17 protein-coding genes are annotated in these 17,907 nt (G+C 63.6%); 16 read left to right on the top strand and 1 reads right to left on the bottom strand.

The window, feature by feature from the left end:
- Nucleotides 1-2 precede the first annotated feature (2 nt).
- Entirely contained in the window at nt 3-1,589 is a 1,587-nt protein-coding gene (locus DBIPINDM_RS05520) for an amidohydrolase (protein WP_258584788.1), read from the bottom strand.
- 75 nt (nt 1,590-1,664) lie between these two features.
- Between DBIPINDM_RS05520 and DBIPINDM_RS05515 the strand changes: the two genes are divergently transcribed.
- The 16 genes from DBIPINDM_RS05515 (at nt 1,665) to DBIPINDM_RS05440 (ending at nt 17,567) form a co-directional block, all read left to right on the top strand.
- The gene (locus tag DBIPINDM_RS05515; protein ID WP_258584787.1) at nt 1,665-2,552 is read left to right on the top strand and encodes a LysR substrate-binding domain-containing protein; all 888 of its coding nucleotides are present in this window, start codon (nt 1,665-1,667) and stop codon (nt 2,550-2,552) included.
- A gap of 169 nt (nt 2,553-2,721) precedes the next feature.
- On the top strand, nt 2,722-3,816 hold the full coding sequence (locus DBIPINDM_RS05510; RefSeq protein ID WP_258584786.1) for an ABC transporter ATP-binding protein: 1,095 nt from the start codon (nt 2,722-2,724) through the stop codon (nt 3,814-3,816).
- A 69-nt stretch (nt 3,817-3,885) separates the two neighbouring features.
- On the top strand, nt 3,886-4,998 hold the full coding sequence (locus DBIPINDM_RS05505; protein WP_258584785.1) for an ABC transporter substrate-binding protein: 1,113 nt from the start codon (nt 3,886-3,888) through the stop codon (nt 4,996-4,998).
- Nucleotides 4,999-5,018: 20 nt separating this feature from the next.
- Entirely contained in the window at nt 5,019-5,852 is an 834-nt protein-coding gene (locus tag DBIPINDM_RS05500) for an ABC transporter permease (protein ID WP_258584784.1), read from the top strand.
- The gene (locus DBIPINDM_RS05495; protein WP_258584783.1) at nt 5,852-6,658 is read left to right on the top strand and encodes an ABC transporter permease; all 807 of its coding nucleotides are present in this window, start codon (nt 5,852-5,854) and stop codon (nt 6,656-6,658) included. The genes DBIPINDM_RS05500 and DBIPINDM_RS05495 overlap by 1 nt, the downstream gene beginning before the upstream one ends.
- Nucleotides 6,659-6,793: 135 nt before the next feature.
- Nucleotides 6,794-7,516: an SDR family NAD(P)-dependent oxidoreductase gene (locus tag DBIPINDM_RS05490; protein ID WP_258584782.1), complete on the top strand. Its 723-nt coding sequence runs from the start codon at nt 6,794-6,796 to the stop codon at nt 7,514-7,516.
- Between the two features lie 471 nt (nt 7,517-7,987).
- The gene (locus tag DBIPINDM_RS05485; protein ID WP_258584781.1) at nt 7,988-8,395 is read left to right on the top strand and encodes a DUF3168 domain-containing protein; all 408 of its coding nucleotides are present in this window, start codon (nt 7,988-7,990) and stop codon (nt 8,393-8,395) included.
- Between the two features lie 173 nt (nt 8,396-8,568).
- Nucleotides 8,569-8,868 (top strand): hypothetical protein, encoded by a 300-nt coding sequence (locus tag DBIPINDM_RS05480; RefSeq protein WP_258584780.1) that lies wholly within the window; start codon nt 8,569-8,571, stop codon nt 8,866-8,868.
- Nucleotides 8,869-8,956: 88 nt separating this feature from the next.
- Nucleotides 8,957-9,622 carry a response regulator transcription factor gene (locus DBIPINDM_RS05475; RefSeq protein ID WP_019857144.1) on the top strand — a complete coding sequence of 222 codons (666 nt, stop codon included), beginning with the start codon at nt 8,957-8,959 and terminating at the stop codon, nt 9,620-9,622.
- Entirely contained in the window at nt 9,585-11,033 is a 1,449-nt protein-coding gene (locus DBIPINDM_RS05470) for an ATP-binding protein (protein ID WP_416361743.1), read from the top strand. The genes DBIPINDM_RS05475 and DBIPINDM_RS05470 overlap by 38 nt, the downstream gene beginning before the upstream one ends.
- 209 nt (nt 11,034-11,242) lie before the next feature.
- Nucleotides 11,243-11,680, top strand: coding sequence for a hypothetical protein (locus tag DBIPINDM_RS05465; RefSeq protein WP_258584779.1), 438 nt, complete (start codon nt 11,243-11,245; stop codon nt 11,678-11,680).
- 117 nt (nt 11,681-11,797) lie between these two features.
- A complete protein-coding gene (ccmI, locus tag DBIPINDM_RS05460) occupies nt 11,798-12,931 on the top strand; it encodes a c-type cytochrome biogenesis protein CcmI (RefSeq protein WP_258584778.1) in 1,134 nt (377 codons plus the stop codon).
- Nucleotides 12,932-12,939: 8 nt separating this feature from the next.
- Nucleotides 12,940-13,383: a cytochrome c maturation protein CcmE gene (gene ccmE / locus DBIPINDM_RS05455; protein WP_258584777.1), complete on the top strand. Its 444-nt coding sequence runs from the start codon at nt 12,940-12,942 to the stop codon at nt 13,381-13,383.
- Nucleotides 13,384-13,421: 38 nt separating this feature from the next.
- On the top strand, nt 13,422-15,413 hold the full coding sequence (locus tag DBIPINDM_RS05450; protein ID WP_258584776.1) for a heme lyase CcmF/NrfE family subunit: 1,992 nt from the start codon (nt 13,422-13,424) through the stop codon (nt 15,411-15,413).
- Nucleotides 15,410-15,877 (top strand): cytochrome c-type biogenesis protein, encoded by a 468-nt coding sequence (locus DBIPINDM_RS05445; RefSeq protein WP_258584775.1) that lies wholly within the window; start codon nt 15,410-15,412, stop codon nt 15,875-15,877. The genes DBIPINDM_RS05450 and DBIPINDM_RS05445 overlap by 4 nt, the downstream gene beginning before the upstream one ends.
- 133 nt (nt 15,878-16,010) lie before the next feature.
- On the top strand, nt 16,011-17,567 hold the full coding sequence (locus tag DBIPINDM_RS05440) for a Do family serine endopeptidase (RefSeq protein WP_258584774.1): 1,557 nt from the start codon (nt 16,011-16,013) through the stop codon (nt 17,565-17,567).
- The last annotated feature ends 340 nt before the right edge of the window (nt 17,568-17,907 follow it).

Here is a 17,907-nt window from a genome sequence, read left to right as displayed (position 1 = left end):
GGTCATGCATTGCTTGGGATCCACCAGTCGCGCCCGCGCGCAGTGGTGACATATTCCGGCCAGCGGAAATTGATCGGCGGATCGTAGTCGCAGAGCGGCGCGATCCAGTTGGAGCCGCCGACGCCGCCGCCGGTGCGGGTGACGAACTCGTCCATCGCTGCATCGCGGGCTTTTCTGTCCTCGAGCAGGCGCAGCGCCGCCAGCGCGATCGTCTTGGCTGCGCAGGTGACCATCGGGTCGATGGTGGCGGAAATGCCGCCTAGAGCATTCATCCCCCAGGAGGGATAGGCGTGGCCATTCGCCGAACGCAACGCCGGGCGCGCGATATAGAAGCGCGCGGTCGGCGCATGCCAGCTCATGTCGGTGTAGTCGTCGGAGGTCGAATTCACCTGCGAAGGCGGCAGGTCGCGACGAAGGATCGCCTCGGCCTCCTGTGGCGAAATCAGCCGCTCCAGCTCATCGATGAAGGGGTTCTCGGTCGCGGCAGCCCCGGCATTGACCTGGATTTCGCGCGCGACCGCCCTGGCGGCCTCGTCCCAATGAGGCGGGCCGACCGTCGACAGCGCCTCATAGGCGATCTCGGCCATGGCGTGATTGGCCAGCCCCGGCCGCGACTTCGACACCCAGTGGCGTTCGTATCGGCAGCCGCTCATCGTGGCGGCCGCCGCCGCATTGCGGTCGAGCACGGCGGTGACCTGCTCTGCCATGCCGATGGTCGGCACGCGGATCATGTACTGGATTTCGGCCAGCCCCGCCGGCAGATTGTCGGCGGTTGCCTGGCCGGCGGTCAGGATCGCCTCGCTGATCGACCAGCCGCCCTGGTGCGGCAGCATGGAGTCGCGCAGCGCCTTGGAAGCCATGTACATCGTCATCAGCGCATCGTTGGCACCGGGGGCGCGGACCGCCGAATGCGCCTGCGGGATCGGTGCGCCGTCACCTGCGCGAACCCAATTTTCGGGTTCGTCGCACACAAAGCGGTAGATCATGGCGTAGGCGGCACCGCAATGCGTGTCCCAGCGCGCCGTGTTGCAGAGCGGCAGCATGTAAAAGGGATGGAAGGAGATCATGCCGGCAAGGCCGTCATAATAGCCCCTGGCGGCATGGATCGGCTTCGACCCCCGCACTTTTTCGGCCGGCTCGCCGGTAAAGCGCAGCGTGCCAGGAATGCCGTGGCGCTGCATCGCGGCCTTGGTGGCGAGCAGGCCGCCAAGGCTTGCCATGCCGAGCCCCGAATGCGGGTCGGTGTGGCCGCCGGCCTCGACGCCAAGACCGGGCCGCGGCTGCTTCACCGTCACCGCGTCCTGGCAGTTGCCGGGCACGGCATCATACTCAGCATACATGCCGATGGTCGGCCCGGCGCCATTCGTCCAGTGGGCGCAGAACGCCGTCGGCATGCCGCCCGAGCCTTCCTCGACGGAAAAGCCCTCAAGCTTCAGCCGTGCCACATACCAGGCAGCGGATTGGTATTCGCGCCAGGCGGTCTCGCCGAAATCGAAGATGGTACGTGTCCACGCCGACAGCAGCGGCTGGATGCCGTCGAGGCAGGCAAGCGCCGTCTCTTGCGCCGATGTCGTCACCGGTTTGTCCATGCGTCAAAGAAAGCAGTGAAGCGGCTCGTCAAAAAGTGATATGTTTTCCCGGTTCATGCAAATTCGGTTCACCTCTTGAGAATTCCATCCACACAGGCGCTGCGCGCCCTCGACAGTTTCGCCCGCCACGGCAGCGTCTGGCGTGCCGCCGACGAACTGCACCTCACCCGCAGCGCGGTAAGCCACCAGTTGCGGCTGTTGGAACGCGATCTCGGCTTCGATCTCCTGCAGCGCATCGGCAAGGGGGTGGCGCTGACGCCGCGCGGCCAGCGCTACGCAGCCGATGTCAGGAAGGCGCTGACCGTGCTCGGCGACGCCGGGGCGCAAAACAGCGGCGCCGGCGTCGGTGGTTCCTTCGCCATTTCCTGCCCTCCGGGCTTCGCTTCGATGTTCCTGTGCAGTCATATCGGCGAGTTCCAGCAAATGTATCGGGACGTGGCGCTCTCGATCCTGACGCCTCGCCGCCTCGACGATGTCAGCAATCCGGAGGCCGACGCCTTCATCGCCTTTGGCGTTGGCAACTGGCCGAACCGTGCCGTGGAGCTGCTCTGCGAAGTCTCCTTCACGCCGCTCTGCAGCCCGACGCTGCTCAACAAGGTGGGCGGATTTTCCAAACCCGCCGACGTGCTGCGCGCCAACCTGCTGCATCTCGGCGATACCGAGGACTGGGCGCGCTGGCTGGCGCTGTCCAAGGTGGAGAATCCCGATACCGAAGGCGGTATCTTCTTTTCCGACATGAACCTCGTCTTTTCGGCGGCGGTCGCCGGGCAGGGGATTGCCATGGGCGACGAGCTGACCGGCCGCCGGGCGCTGAGCGAGGGCCGGCTGGTCAAGCCGTTTGAAGCCTCGGTGCCCTCGCCACGCTCCTATTTCCTGGTTTTTGAGCACGCCAAGGCCAGCCATCCCGTGCTCAATGCCTTCAGCGACTGGCTAAGGGCAAAGCTGTCGGAGAACAGGCTCTAGGCGTATTGAGATTAGCCGATCTCCCCCACGAGGGGGGAGATCGGCAGCTCCGGCGGCGCCGCCCTTCCATCCACCCGTGAATCAAATTTGCCGATCAGGCGAAAACTATTCGGTTGCGGTGAGCCGTGAGCCTGCCTACGATTTCACCAGAGACTGAGGAAGGGGCAGGATGCAGCAACCCGGCCGAGCCGCAGAGATCAAGGCAATCGGGATCGGCAAGAGCTTCGGCTCGTTCCGTGCACTGGACAATCTGTCGCTCAACATTGGCCGCGGCGAGTTCCTGACGCTGCTCGGACCCTCCGGTTCGGGCAAGACCACCTTCCTGATGATCCTGGCCGGCTTCGTGCAGCCGACCGAAGGCAAGCTTTTCAGCGACGGCACCGACATCACCGATCGCCCGGCCGAGCAGCGCGCCGCCGGCATGGTGTTCCAGGGCTATGCGCTGTTCCCGCATATGAGCGTCGAGGCCAACATCGCTTTCCCGCTCAAGGTGCGCAAGAAATCGGCCGCCGACATCAAGAAGCGTGTCGGCGAGATGATCGAGCGCGTCGGTCTGATCGGCCACGAGAAGAAATTGCCCTCGCAGCTCTCCGGCGGCCAGCAGCAGCGCGTGGCGCTTGCCCGGGCGTTGGTGTTCGAGCCGGGCGTGCTTTTGCTCGACGAGCCGTTCTCGGCGCTGGACAAGAGCCTGCGCGGCCAGATGCAGGCCGAGATGAAGCGCCTGCACCAGGAGACCGGCACCACCTTCGTCTTCGTCACCCACGACCAGAGTGAGGCGCTGGCGCTGTCCTCGCGCGTCGCCATCTTCAATCACGGCAAATTGCTGCAGGTCGGTGCTCCGGATGAAGTCTACGACCGGCCGGACAACCGTTTCGTCGCCGAGTTCCTCGGTGAGATCAACATGCTGCCGCTGAAGGGGGTCAAGCCCGCCGACAATGGCTCTACCGGCCTTTGCGAGGACCGAGCGGTCAACATGCACTGCAAGGCCGAGAAAGTCCGTGGTGACGCCATCCTGGCGATCCGGCCCGAACACATGTCGATCGCGCGCGAAGCAGCCGTCGGCGAGAACGGCATTGCCGCGACAGCCATTGCCTCGACCTATCTCGGTGCGGCGACCAAGCTCGATCTGACCACGCGCCAAGGCGCCAAGGTGACCGTCTCGGTGCCGAACGAGGTTGCGGCCGCGGCCCTCAGCAAAGGCAATTCCGTCTGGCTGACCTGGCCGGCGGAAAAGGGTTTCCTCCTTCCGGACGGAGGACAATGAGCGCCGGCGCGGCCTGACCTGCCGCACCGGCTTCCGGATTGAAATCAACTAAAACAAAGGGGAACTGACATGAACAACACCAAGAAACAGGCCATCGAAACGCTGTCCGAAAGGACGAGACGCGGCGAGATTTCGCGCCGCCAGTTCACGCAGCTTGCGGCCCTCGTGCTTGCCGGCACGCCGATGCTGCTGCGCTCGACCGGAGCCTTTGCCGCAGCCAAGGAACTGGTGCTGGTCAACTGGGGCGGCGACGCCATCACCGCCTATGATGCCGCCTATGGCCAGGCCTTCACCAAGGACACCGGCATCACCGTCAAGATGGACGGCTCAGGCCCGACCGAAGGCGCCATCTCGGCACAGTTCAAGAGCGGCGCGCCGACCTGGGATCTGGTCGACGTCGATCCGTTCTCGGCGATTACGCTCGGCGCTCAGGGCGCACTGGAGCCGATCGACTATAAGATCGTCGACAAGACGAAGATGCGCCCCGGCTTCGGCTGGGAGTATGCCGCTTCGACCTATTTCTTCTCCTATGTCATCGCCTATGATTCCGAGAAATACGGCAAGGACGCACCGACCGGCATGGCCGACTTCTTCGACGTGAAGAAGTTCCCCGGCAAGCGGTCGCTCTACAAATGGGGCGTATCGAGCTGGGAAGCGGCTCTTTTGGCCGACGGCATCGCGCCGGCTTCGCTCTATCCGCTCGACCTCAAGCGGGCACACGACAAGATCGCTGCCTTCAAGGAAAACGTCGTCGCCTACTGGGGTGGCGGCGCCGAGAGCCAGAGCGTGCTGCTCAATGGCGAAGCCTCGATGGCCATCGTCTGGTCGACGCGCGCCTCGCTGATCGAGCAGGATTCCGGCGGCAAGATCAAGTTCATCTGGGACCAGGGCCTGATCTCGCCCGGCGCGCTGGCAGTGCTCAAGAACAACCCGGGCGGCAAGGATGCGGCGATGAAGTTCATCGCCAGCGCGCAGGACCCGCAAAAGCAGCTCGTCATGTTCGACAAGCTCGGCCAGGGCCCGGCCAATCCGGCCGCCGACGCGCTGATCCCCGCCGACAAGAAGCGCATCAACCCCGTCGATCCGGAGAACATGAAGAAGCAGATCGCGCTCGATATGGATTGGTACGCCAAGAACTACGGCGCGGCGCTCGACGAATACACCAAGATCATCTCCGCTTGAGAGCTGGATGCTGATCTGAGATGAGAGGCGTTCTCTCCGACAGGATGGGCGCGGCGCTGTTGATGGCGCCGCTGCTCCTGTTCCTCGTCCTGGCCTATGCTTGGCCGTTCCTCGGCGTGGTGAAGTGGAGTTTTACTCTGCCGACGCCAGGGCTTGGCCAATATGAAGCGTTGCTTACCGACGATCTGGTCCAGTCGGTGTTCATCCGCACACTGCGCATCGCGGCCATCGTCACTATTGTGTCCGTCGCCGCCGCCTATGCCATCACGGTCGTCTGGGTGCGCGGCAGCCCGGCGCAGCGCCTCATTGCCGAATTCTGCATCCTGGTGCCGTTCTGGATCTCGGTGCTGACGCGCGCCTTCGGCTGGGTGGCGCTTTTGTCCAATCGTGGCCTGATCAATACCTGGCTGCAGTCGATCGGCTTCATCTCCGAACCGCTGACGCTGGTGCGCAACGAGTTCGGCGTCGTCGTCGGCATGACGCATTTCCTCATTCCTTTCGCGGTCTTTCCGCTGGCCTCGGCCATGCGCAGCCTCGACGACCGCGTGCTTCTGGCGGCGCGTGGCCTTGGCTCCAGCCGCATGCGCACCTTCTGGACGGTGTTCGTGCCGATGACACGCTCCGGCATCATCGGCTCGGCGCTGATCGTGTTCGTCTTCTCGCTCGGTTTCTTCGTCACACCGGCGATCCTTGGCGGCGGCCGCAGCGTGATGATCGCCGAACTGATCTATCTCAGGATCTTCCAGAGCCCGGACTGGGGGCTGGGCGCTGCGATCAGCGTCGTGCTGGTGGTGTTCGTCGGCGCGCTGATGGCGCTCTTGTTCCGTTATGTCAGACCGAAGCAGTTGATCTGATGCCGACCTATCGCCCCGGTCCCGTCTCGCTGGTCATCGCCGCCCTCGTGGCGCTGTTCCTGCTGATGCCGCTGCTCGCCGTCATCCCGGTGTCGCTGACGCCAAGCCGCATGCTGGCAATGCCGTCAGGTGAACTGTCGCTGCGCCATTACAGGGCATTGATCGAGGACCCGCGCTGGATCGACTCGATCCTGCTCTCGATCCGCATCGGCGTCGTCAGCAGCGCTTTTTCCACCGTGCTCGCGCTGTGCTTCAGCCTTGGCGTCTGGATGTTCCAACCGCGCTTTACCGCCGCGCTCGTCGGCTTCGTGCTGTTGCCGATGGTGGTGCCGCCGGTGGTCTCGGCGATCACGCTCTACTTCCTGTTGACCTCGATCTCCGGCGTCTCTTCCTTCTTCGGCTACGACACCTGGCTCGGTGTCGCCATGGCGCATTCGGTGATGACTGTGCCTTTCGCCACGGTGCTGATCCTCGTCTCGCTCAGCCAGCTCGATCGGCGCATTGACCTTGCCGCGCGCGGCCTTGGCGCCAGCATATGGGAGCGCGCCACCCGCATCATCATGCCCAACATCAAGTTCGGCATCATTACCGCGGCCTTGCTGTCCTTCGTGCTCTCCTGGGAAGAGATCGGCGTCACGCTGTTCATCACCTCGGTCAACGCCATCACGCTGCCGCGCCTGATGTGGATGGGCCTGCGCGACAACATCGACCCGGCGATCGCCGCCCTTTCGGTGATCCTGATCATCATCACTGTGCTGGTGCTGGCGGTGCGCAGCGTGGTCACCAGGCAGCGCGCCGGACACTAGACAACCGCACCGAGACGCAGCCGAACCTGCCCGGCGCTGAATGCCGTCTTCTAACGCCAGGCGTCCATCTGTTCTCCTCGACTTCACTCACGATGCGGCGCTAAATAGACAACGCACTGGCGTTTCATGGAGGTGATGATGTCGGTGACGTATGACTTTGCGGGCCGAACAGCCATCGTCACAGGTGGCGCCCGTGGTATCGGCCGAGCGATAGCTGGTAAGCTCGCGTTGAGTGGAGCGGACGTTTGGATCTGGGATATTGAGCCTGTCGAGCTGGAAGGCACTCGTTCTCTTTCAGTGGACGTGACGAAACGCGACAGCGTCATGCAAGCGCTAGCCACTATGGGCGAAAGCGGAATCGACATTCTCGTGAACAATGCGGGGTGGCTGGGCAGCTACAAGCCGTTCGAGGAATTCGAACCGGCGGAATGGCAGCGGATCCTGCAGGTCAACCTCCTTGGCACGTTCGAAGTAACGCATCGGGTGCTCCCACTCATGCGACGAGCGGGCAAGGGTCGTATCGTCAACATGGGATCCCTTGCCGGGAAAGAGGGACTGCCGAGCCTTGCGGCCTATTCCGCGGCAAGCGCCGGTGTCATCGCTTTTACCAAAGCGCTGTCGCGTGAGGTCAGCGATACCGATATTCGCGTCAACTGCATCGCTCCGGGTCCGATTGATACGCGCCTTATCCGGGATCTCGGCAATGAGACCGTCGACTCGATGATATCGGCAAGTCCGCTGAAGCGGCTCGGCGATCCGAATGAGGTAGCGGCGCTCGTGGTGTGGCTTTGCTCGGACGCCAGTGCGTTCAACACCGGCGCTGTTTTCGATATGTCGGGCGGCCGAGCCCGATACTAACAGCGCTGCGAACTCAAAGGATAAGCCCCGCCGCTTCGGGGATATTCATGGCATCGTGGTCCGGTCGCGTGACGGCCGATCTTTCGCACCATCCAGGCCAACGAAGCTAGTCCGACCATGGCGCCTGGATACCGAGCATCGACCGGGCTCCGACGAGGGGGTGTGACTGGGCCGAGGGGCTGCCGTACGGAATTTCGCTCCTTGGCCCGAGGAATTCCGATATGGCTCTACTGTCCCTTTGCCGCAAGGCGCTCGGGCAATCTGCCGGCTGAGCCGGTTGGTTCCGCAAGGTTGCTCGGCATGGCAATCTGTTCATAACAGAGTCGTATTTTCGAGATCACCGGCTTTCATAATCGCCACGAGACGAATCATGCGATATGGCGCAAGCTTGTCGAGCCGGGTACGCTATGCGCGAATTTGCCAGTGTCGCGAACCGCTTGTACAAGGCGTGACAGGCGAGGGGGACGACAAATGACCGCGCCCGGCGATTTGCTGCAGGCACTTTTTCTAAGGCTCAAAAGCGACGCGTCGCTGTCGGCGCTGCTGGGTGGTGCTGGACTGCTCGAACAGGCAACCGACAATGCCGCCTTTCCCTATGTGACCTGCGGCCAGACCAGCGCCTTTGACTGGAACACCGGCGCCGACAACAACGACGATCAGCTGGTCACGCTGCATGTCTGGTCGAAAGCCCACGGCGACGACGAAACGCTTGCCATCATGAATGCCATCAAGGCTCGCCTCGCCGACGCCGCACTGGTGATCGGCCCTCGTGGCGAGACGCGGCTGTCGCTTGAATTCACCGAGGCCCGTTACGACGAGGATCTCCTTGTGCACCACGGACTGCTGCGGTTTCGTGCGCTGACTCAGGAAAGTGCCTGACACGCTTTCAATCTGACCGAAACGGAGTCTAGACTGGCGTCTGCGGGATTTCGTCGGGTTGGGGCGTCGAAATCACCGCCGGTCGTCTCGCGTTTCAGGGGTGTAGCGGACATGGTTTTCGCACCGATCACCGTTCATTTCACGTTCAGCACCGATGCGTTACAACGCCGACCATGAAAACGCTTCGCTCCCACTTTCGAACCGCGACCCTGGCGCTCTGTGCTGCCGGGCTGTTCGCGTCGCAGGCGACAGCGATGCCGGTGATCGCGCCCGACCAGTCCAGCCCGATCGTCCTGGCCGCGTCCGACTGCTATGCGATCGGCCAGCAGGTGGCCGAGCAGAATGGCGGAACGCTGGCCAAGGCCTCGCAGTCGACACGCGGTGGTCAGCCGGTCTGCGTCATCGTCGTGCTGGTGCCTGGCAAGGACGGGCAGCGTCCGCGCCGTTCCGAGATCGTCGTTCCGCAGAACTGACCCCTCCCGTTTCCCAGGCCGCCGGAATCGGCCTATATCTGCCCAGTCTTCAATCTGAACGAGCTCTTCAACAGGTGTCGATCTCCGCATGCGTGTACTCGTCGTCGAGGATGACAAGGATCTCAACCGGCAGATAGCGGACGCGCTGGTCGACGCCGGCTATGTCGTCGACCGTGCCTTTGACGGCGAGGAAGGCCATTTCCTCGGCGACACCGAACCCTACGACGCCGTCGTGCTCGATATCGGCCTGCCGCAAATGGATGGCATCAGCGTGGTCGAGCGCTGGCGCCGCGGCGGCCGCAAGATGCCGGTGCTGATCCTGACGGCGCGCGACCGCTGGAGTGACAAGGTCTCCGGCATCGATGCCGGCGCGGACGACTATGTGACCAAGCCGTTCCACATCGAGGAGGTGCTGGCGCGGCTCAGGGCCCTGATCCGCCGCGCCGCCGGCCATGCCTCATCCGAACTTACCTGCGGGCCGCTCCGCCTCGACACCAAGGCCTCGAAGGCCGATGTCGACGGCGTGCCGCTAAAGCTGACCTCGCATGAATTCCGCCTGCTTGCCTATCTGATGCACCATATGGGCGAGGTGGTCTCGCGGACCGAACTGGTCGAGCATCTCTACGACCAGGATTTCGACCGCGATTCCAACACCATCGAGGTCTTTGTCGGGCGGTTGCGCAAGAAGATGGGCATCGACATGATCGAAACCGTGCGTGGCATGGGCTACCGCATGCGCGAGCCGGAGGCGTAACTCGGAACCGCTCAAACCAACCGCAAGGGGGCCACTTTCGCTGCGTTCGTGGCCGCGTTCGCTGACGTTCCGCGTCATCGCCTTTTCCACGGTCTGGGCGATCCTGACCCTTGTCGTCATCTTCACCCTGATCACCACGCTTTACCGCCAGGCCAGCGAGCGTGGCTTCGACAGCCTTTTGTCGGCGCATCTGTTCAACCTGATCGGGTCCATCGGCATTTCCGACACGGGTGCGTTGACGGGCGCTCCCGACCTTGGCGATCTCAGGTTTTCGGAACCGAATTCAGGCTGGTACTGGTCGGTGGAACCTGCCTCGGAAGGCGTGCACGGCGATCTTCATTCGTCGTCGATGACAGGCAAAATCCCGTCGCCTAGCGTCGCCGAGGTGCCCTTCAACGCCAGCTTCCAGCGCAGCTATCCGGCCGAAGGCATCGACGGCGAGCAGCTCGAAGTGTTCGAGAGCGAATTCGTGCTCGATGCCAAGAACCGCGCGGCGCGTTTCCGCGTCATGGGCAACCAGAGCGAACTCGAACAGGAAATCTCCACCTTCCAGCGTCGCCTGCTGACCTATCTCAGCCTGTTCGGCGTCGGCATGATCGCCATCAACGCCATCGCCATCCTGCTCGGCCTGCAGCCGCTGCGCCGGGTCCGCAACGCGCTTGCCATGGTGCGCGAAGGCACCGCGCAGAGGCTCGACGGCCGCTTCCCGGCCGAGATCGAACCGTTAGCCAACGAAACCAACGCCTTGATCGAAAACAACAAACGCATCGTCGAGCGGTCGCGAACCCAGGTCGGCAATCTCGCCCATTCGCTGAAGACGCCACTGGCGGTGCTGCTCAACGAAGGCAGAGCGCTTGGCGGCGCCAAGGGACAATTGATCGCCGAGCAGGCCGCCTCGATGCAGAAGCAGGTCGACCATTATTTGCAGCGCGCCCGCGTCGCGGCGCAACGCGACAGCGTCGTCTACCGCACGCCGGTGACGCCGCTGGTGCAGCGCATGGTGCGGGTCTTGCAGAAGCTCAATCCGCAAACCAGCCTGTCGCTGTCCCTGCCGGCCACCGAGATCGTCTTTGCCGGTGAGCGCGAGGACCTTGAGGAACTGCTCGGCAATCTTCTCGAAAATGCGATGAAATGGGCAAAGAGCGCGGTGTCGGTCACGGTGGCGCCGTCGGCCGGCAAGGATGACAATCTTTTTGAGATCAGCATCGACGACGATGGCCCAGGCATTCCCGAAGACAAGGCGCGCGATGCGCTGAAGCGTGGAAGGCGTCTGGACGAGACAAAACCGGGAACAGGTCTGGGGCTGGCCATTGTCGCCGACCTCGTCAACGAGTATGGAGGCGTTCTCGCGCTCGAACGGTCCGGCCTGGGTGGATTGAAGGCAGTGGTGCGATTGCGGAGCCTTCAGTGACGCTTTCTCGGGGCCAATCGACAGCGATGGACGGCGTGTGTTATGGCGGCATATCGATTGATCCCGGAGCAATACCGATTGCTCCAGGAGTGGCCGGCAGCGGCCAAATTTCCGACAAATATCAATACTATGGCCACGCCTACTTCTCCGATGACGCGGCCCCCGGCGCATCCATGGCAGGCTCCAACTCAAGAAAACCGGTTGTTGGCATGAAGATTCGCGTCGCGCTTGTTTCCGCACTACTGGCCGTGTCCGGCTGCTCCACCTTGAGCGGCAAGGGCCCAACGCTCGCGCCGACACCGGCCTCGACGCCTCCGTCAAGCGGCAAGGTCACCAAGTCGATCATTTCGGCAATGGACGGCGGTCTCATCGGCGGCTCGATCGGCAACGGCCTCAGTGAATCGGAAAAACGCAGCGCCCTCGAGGCGGAATACAAGGCGCTCGAATATACGACGAGCGGCCAGAAGGTGGCGTGGAAAGGCGATCAGGCTTCGCACTACGGCGAGGTGGTTCCGGCCCAACCTTATCGCGTCGGTTCGCAGGATTGCCGCCAGTACACGCAGACGGTGTTCACCGGCGGAGCCGGGGTGACGGCGCGCGGAACCGCTTGCCGCAACTCCGATGGCAGTTGGACGCCGCTGACCTGATATCCAGACCGGCTCCGGCCGGTTGATGTCGATCAAGGACGTCAGGCGCGCCGACCGTCAAAGCGTCGCAGGATGCCTGTGTTGGCAGGGCAGGGCTCTGCCGTTATTGGAAGAACCATGCTGTTCTGGGTCATAGCCGCGATACTGACGCTGGGCGCGAGCCTGGCGGTGCTGCTGCCGCTGGCTGGGGGCGCCAAGGGCGCGTCGTCGAGCGGCGAGCATGATCTGGAAGTCTATCGCGATCAATTGTCCGAGCTTGACCGCGACGCCGCGCGCGGCTTGATCCAGCCGGCGGAAGCGGCCGAGGCGCGCGCCGAGATCGCGCGCCGCATCCTTCGCCTCAACAATGCGGATACGGCCGGCAAGGCATCGGCCAGGCAGGTCTCGGTCACGGCGCGGCTTGTCGCGACCGCGGCCGTGCTGGCGGTGCCGCTGGTCAGCTGGGGTGTTTACAGCCAGATCGGCTCGCCTGACCTGCCATCGCAGCCGCTCAGCGAACGGCTGGCCAAGAACCCGGCCGACAGTTCGGTCGACGAATTGGTGGCGCGGGCCGAGGCCCATCTTGCCGCCAACCCTTCCGACGGCAGGGGATGGGACGTGCTGGCCCCGGTCTATCTGCGCATGCAGCGCTTTTCCGATGCGGTGGCCGCGTATCGCAACGCCATCCGCTTCGATGGCGACAGCGCTGTTCGCCAGGCCGGCCTCGGCGAGGCAATCGCCGGTGCGGCGGGCGGCATTGTTTCCGCCGATGCCCAGGATGCCTTCGAGGCGGCGCTGAAGCTCGATCCGGCCAATGCGAAAGCCAGCTTCTACCTGGCCATGGCCTTGGCGCAGGAGGGACGAAACAAGGAAGCGGTGACGGCCTGGCAGGCGATGCTGGGCACTTTGCCGCCGGATTCGCCATGGCGCGGCGCCGTCGAGCAGGCATTGGCCAAATCCGGCGAAGTCGCTTCCGGCGCGACCGCGAAAGGCCCTGACGCCGCGGATGTCGACAACGCATCCTCCCTATCGCCGCAGGATCGCGAAGCCATGATCAACACGATGGTCGCCGGCCTCGACGAAAAACTGCGGCAAAATCCGCGTGACCCGGAAGGATGGATGCGGCTCGTTCGTTCCTATGTCGTGCTGGGCAAGGCCGATCAGGCGCGCGAGGCGCTCGGTCGCGCCATCGCCGTCTTTGGCGCCGGCAGTGACGAAGCCAAGAAATTCACCGCCTTTGCCGCCTCGCTCGGCCTGACGGCGACGGAGTAGAACTGGATATGACGCGCAAGCAGAAGCGATTGTCGGTCATTGTGGGCGGATTGGTCTTCCTGGGCGCCGCCACCGGGCTGACCTTCTATGCGCTTGGCCAGAAGGCGTCCTATTTCTACATGCCGGCTGACCTCACCACGGCCAGCGTCCAGCCCGGCCAGCGCATCAGGCTCGGCGGTCTGGTTGAAAAAGGCACCATCCAGCGCGGGCAGGGGGCGACGGTCGCCTTTTCCGTTACCGACACGCATAAATCGGTCAAGGTCACCTATACCGGCATCCTGCCCGACCTTTTTCGCGAAGAGCAAGGCGTCATCACCGAGGGCACTTTCGGCCCGGACGGCGTCTTTGTTGCCGACAGCGTGCTGGCCAAGCATGATGAGCGCTATATGCCCAAGGAAGTGGCTGACGGCCTGAAGGCCAAGGGCGTTTGGCAGGAGAGCAAGAGTGAGTAACTCTGGCGGGAGAGCAAACGTGGATTTCGGAAACAACCATGGTTGAAACCGGACATTTCGCGCTGGTCCTGGCGTTCGCGCTCTCGCTGGTGCAGACGATCGTGCCGCTGTTCGGCGCGCGCCTGAACAACCAGCGCCTGATGGCTGTCGGCGGTCCTGTCGCGGTGACCGGCTTTGCGCTGACGGCGCTATCCTTTGCAGCACTGGCGAGCGCCTATGCGAACTCCGATTTCTCGGTGGCGAGCGTCTGGGAAAACTCGCATTCGCTGCAGCCGATGATCTACAAGATCACCGGAACCTGGGGCAATCACGAAGGCTCGATGCTGCTCTGGGTGCTGATCCTGACCTTCTTCGGCGCGCTGGTCGCCGCTTTCGGCTCCAACCTGCCGGCGACGCTGCGCGCCAATGTGCTGGCCGTGCAGGGCGCCATTGGCGCTGCCTTCTTCCTGTTCATCCTGGCGACGTCCAACCCCTTCATCCGGCTCAATCCGGCGCCGATCGAAGGCCGCGACCTCAACCCGGTCCTGCAGGATCTCGGCCTCGCCATCCATCCGCCGCTGCTCTATCTGGGTTATGTCGGCTTCTCGATCTGCTTTTCCTTCTCCGTAGCCGCCTTGATCGAGGGGCGTATCGACGCCTCCTGGGCGCGCTGGGTGCGGCCGTGGACGCTGGTCGCTTGGATGTTCCTGACCGGCGGCATCGCCATGGGATCGTATTGGGCCTATTACGAGCTCGGCTGGGGCGGTTTCTGGTTCTGGGATCCGGTCGAGAACGCCTCCTTTATGCCGTGGCTGGCGGGCACCGCGCTGCTGCATTCGGCCATCGTCATGGAAAAGCGCTCGGCGCTGAAGATCTGGACGCTGCTGCTCGCCATCCTCACCTTTTCGCTATCGCTGCTCGGCACCTTCCTGGTGCGCTCGGGCGTGCTGACTTCCGTGCACGCCTTCGCCACCGATCCGACGCGCGGCGTCTTCATCCTGTGCATCCTGACGCTGTTCATCGGCGGCTCGCTGGCGCTGTTTGCGTTGCGCGCCTCGCGGTTGACGGCCGGCGGGCTGTTCCACCCGATCTCGCGCGAAGGCGCGCTCGTCCTCAACAATCTGTTCCTGACGACAGCGACCGCCACGGTGCTCGTCGGCACGCTCTATCCGTTGGCGTTGGAGGCGCTCACCGGCGACAAGATCTCGGTCGGGGCGCCGTTCTTCGACCTGACCTTCGGCCCCTTGATGCTGCCGCTTCTGGCCCTGGTGCCGTTCGGACCGCTGCTGGCCTGGAAGCGGGGCGACGTCTTCGCTGCATCGCAACGCCTGATGGCGGCCTTTGCTACGGCGCTTGCGGCGATGCTGGTCACCGGCTTGTTTATCGACGGCGCCTCGGTTTTCGCCGCCCTCGGCATCGGCCTTGCCGTCTGGCTGGTCGCCGGAGCGCTCACCGACCTTGCGGTCAAGTCCGGCGTCGGATCGGTTGCACCGGCCGTCATGTTCAGGCGCTTCGCCGGCCTGCCGAGCTCGGTCTTCGGCACGGCATTGGCCCATCTCGGCCTCGGCCTGACGTTGCTCGGCATCGTCGCCACGCTCTCCTTCGGCACCGAGAAGATCCTCACCATGCGCGCCGGCGAGACGGTGGAATTGTCCGGCCACACGCTGCGTTTTGTCGGGCTTTATCCGGTGCAGGGGCCAAACTACAGCGAGGACCGCGGCCGCTTCGAGCTGATCGGTGTCAGCGGCAGTCCTGTCGGCGAAATCAGTTCCGCCAAGCGTTACTATCCGGTGCGTCAGACGACGACGACGGAGTCCGGCATCAAGACCCTTGGTTTTTCGCAGCTCTACATTTCGCTCGGTGATGAAGGCAAGGACGGCTCGGTGGTGGTGCGCCTGTGGTGGAAACCGCTGGTGACGCTGATCTGGGGCGGCGGCCTGGTGATGATGGCGGGCGCTGTCATGTCGCTGATGGACAGACGCCTGCGCATCGGCGCACCCTCGCGCCGGCGCAAGCAGGCGGGCGCCGTGGCGCCCGCGGCGCTGCCATGAGCATAAGGCTTTCCCTGACCTCGATTGTCCTGTTGCTGGCGCTGTTCTTTGCCGGCACGGCAATGGCGGTGAAGCCTGACGAGATGCTGGCGGATCCGGCGCTTGAGGCGAGGGCGCGGGCGCTGTCGGAAGGCCTGCGCTGCATGGTCTGCCAGAACCAGTCGATCGACGAATCCGATGCCGATCTTGCCCGCGATCTGCGCATCCTGGTGCGCCAGCGCCTGGTCGCCGGCGATACCGACCAGCAGGTTATGGACTATGTCGTTTCGCGCTACGGCGAATTCGTGCTGCTGAAGCCGCGTTTCGACCTGCGTAACGCACTGCTTTGGGGGACGCCGGCGATCCTGCTTTTTGCCGGCGGCATCTTCATCTTGCTCAGCGCGCGGTCGCGCCGGACACTGGCGACAAAGTCCCTGTCGCCAGATGAACAGGCGGCATTGGACGCTATCCTGCACCGCGACTGACGGCGGCGACCGCCCCACCAACATTACCAAAGTTTCATGTGTCGGAAATGGCGCCGTAATGTGCGCCTCTCTAATTCTCTCTCCCCGAGGATGCCGATCAAGCAGCGTCCGTTTGAAAGAGGATAAGAGACCCATGAATATTGCCCCCAATTCATATTCCCGCACCCGTAAGCGTCTTCTGGCTGCTGCCGCTTCCGTCGCCGTCGCTGGCGTGATCGGCGTTGGCGCGCTGACCACTGGTACCAGCCCCGTTCTGGCCGATGCCGTACGCGTCGAGGCGCCGCAGGTGCAAGGCTTCGCCGATGTCGTCGAGCGTGTTTCGCCGGCCGTCGTCAGCGTCAAGGTGAAGGCCAAGATCCAGCCGACTGCCGATGACGGCTCCGACCAGTCCGATGATCTGGACGGCATGAACAACCTTCCCAACAATCCGCAGCTGCGCCGCTTCTTCAAGGAATTCCGTGGCTTTGGCGATCAGGGCGGCCAGAACGATGACGGTCATCGCCGCTTCGGTCACCGCGACCGCAACAACGACCAGCCGCGCCCGGTGGCCCAGGGCTCCGGCTTCTTCATCTCCGAGGACGGCTACCTCGTCACCAACAACCACGTCGTCGAAGAGGGCACCGCCTTCACCGTGGTGACCAATGACGGCAAGGAACTCGACGCCAAGCTGGTCGGCACCGATCCGCGTACCGACCTCGCCGTGCTCAAGGTCGAAGGCGGCAAGTTCACCTATGTCGACTTCGCCGACGATTCCAAGGTTCGCGTCGGCGACTGGGTCGTGGCCGTCGGTAATCCGTTCGGTCTCGGTGGCACCGTCACCGCTGGCATCGTGTCGGCGCGTGGCCGTGACATCGGCGCCGGCCCGTATGACGATTTCCTCCAGATCGATGCCTCGGTCAACCGCGGCAATTCGGGTGGTCCGACCTTCAACCTCAACGGCCAGGTGGTCGGCATCAACACGGCGATCTTCTCGCCTTCCGGCGGCAGTGTCGGTATCGCCTTCGACATTCCGGCCTCGACCGCCAAGCAGGTTGTCGAGGACCTGATGAAGAACGGTGCGGTACAGCGCGGCTGGCTCGGCGTCGAAATCCAGCCGGTCACATCCGACATCGCCGAATCGCTCGGTCTGAAGTCCAACAACGGCGCCTTGGTGTCGAGCGCCCAGGACGATGGCCCCGGCAAGAAGGCCGGCATAACGGCCGGTGACGTCATCACCCAGGTGGAGGGCAAGGACGTCGCTTCGCCGAAGGAACTCGCCCGCCTGATCGGCGCCTATTCACCGGGCAAGTCCGTTGACGTCACCGTCTGGCGCGACGGCAAGAGCCAGACGATCAAGGTCGATCTCGGCAAGCTGCCGGCCAGTGACAAGCAGGCCTCGAACGACCAGCAGCAGCAGCCCGCCGCTCCGGCCAAGCCCGACACGCTGGCCGATCTCGGCCTTACCGTCACCAAGTCCGAAAACGGCAAGGGTCTTGTGGTGACCGATGTCGATCCCGACAGCGATGCCGCCGACCGCGGCATCCAGCCGGGCGACATCATCACGGCGGTCAATTCGAACGAAGTGAACGGCACCGAGGACGTCACCAAGGCGATGACCGACGCGGTGAAGTCCGGCCGCAAGGCCGTGCTGATGCAGATCACCCGCGACAACAACAACCGCTTCGTCGCGCTGCCCGTCGCCAAGGGCTGACAACGACTTTTCCGGTGCGGCGGTTTCAACACCCCCGAGCCACCGCATGGGAAAGCATGGAGCCGGGTACGTTAGTCAGTCATCGTGCTCTCCTCCAGCGGCAGCGGGCCTCCCATCGCCCGCTGCCGCACATTTTGGAAGCCGCCCAAAACGCTTCCTCGCGCCTGCGCCGAGAGGATGTGGTGATTGCAGGATCATGCCCTGAGACAGGCATGTCCGGTATGAAGACAACCAGAGAACAAGATTTTATCGCGCGCGGTCTCGATCATCTTGATCGCGACGCGCTTTGGCAAAGGCTAAAATGCAGATGCCGGCTACTCAACCTTCCAGCGAAATCGCG

Source organism: Mesorhizobium sp. AR02 (assembly GCF_024746835.1).
GTDB lineage: Bacteria > Pseudomonadota > Alphaproteobacteria > Rhizobiales > Rhizobiaceae > Mesorhizobium.
Note: the sequence above shows the minus strand (reverse complement) of the source record. Positions and strands in the feature narration are given on the sequence as shown.

Coding starts and splice junctions, on each gene's coding strand:
- ccmE (WP_258584777.1), top strand. CDS start 12,940: ATGACGCGCAAGCAGAAGCGATTGTCGGTCATTGTGGGCGGATTGGTC.
- ccmI (WP_258584778.1), top strand. CDS start 11,798: ATGCTGTTCTGGGTCATAGCCGCGATACTGACGCTGGGCGCGAGCCTG.
- DBIPINDM_RS05495 (WP_258584783.1), top strand. CDS start 5,852: ATGCCGACCTATCGCCCCGGTCCCGTCTCGCTGGTCATCGCCGCCCTC.
- DBIPINDM_RS05490 (WP_258584782.1), top strand. CDS start 6,794: ATGATGTCGGTGACGTATGACTTTGCGGGCCGAACAGCCATCGTCACA.
- DBIPINDM_RS05520 (WP_258584788.1), bottom strand. CDS start 1,589: ATGGACAAACCGGTGACGACATCGGCGCAAGAGACGGCGCTTGCCTGC.
- DBIPINDM_RS05505 (WP_258584785.1), top strand. CDS start 3,886: ATGAACAACACCAAGAAACAGGCCATCGAAACGCTGTCCGAAAGGACG.
- DBIPINDM_RS05475 (WP_019857144.1), top strand. CDS start 8,957: ATGCGTGTACTCGTCGTCGAGGATGACAAGGATCTCAACCGGCAGATA.
- DBIPINDM_RS05450 (WP_258584776.1), top strand. CDS start 13,422: ATGGTTGAAACCGGACATTTCGCGCTGGTCCTGGCGTTCGCGCTCTCG.
- DBIPINDM_RS05510 (WP_258584786.1), top strand. CDS start 2,722: ATGCAGCAACCCGGCCGAGCCGCAGAGATCAAGGCAATCGGGATCGGC.
- DBIPINDM_RS05465 (WP_258584779.1), top strand. CDS start 11,243: ATGAAGATTCGCGTCGCGCTTGTTTCCGCACTACTGGCCGTGTCCGGC.
- DBIPINDM_RS05500 (WP_258584784.1), top strand. CDS start 5,019: ATGAGAGGCGTTCTCTCCGACAGGATGGGCGCGGCGCTGTTGATGGCG.
- DBIPINDM_RS05440 (WP_258584774.1), top strand. CDS start 16,011: ATGAATATTGCCCCCAATTCATATTCCCGCACCCGTAAGCGTCTTCTG.
- DBIPINDM_RS05485 (WP_258584781.1), top strand. CDS start 7,988: ATGACCGCGCCCGGCGATTTGCTGCAGGCACTTTTTCTAAGGCTCAAA.
- DBIPINDM_RS05480 (WP_258584780.1), top strand. CDS start 8,569: ATGAAAACGCTTCGCTCCCACTTTCGAACCGCGACCCTGGCGCTCTGT.
- DBIPINDM_RS05445 (WP_258584775.1), top strand. CDS start 15,410: ATGAGCATAAGGCTTTCCCTGACCTCGATTGTCCTGTTGCTGGCGCTG.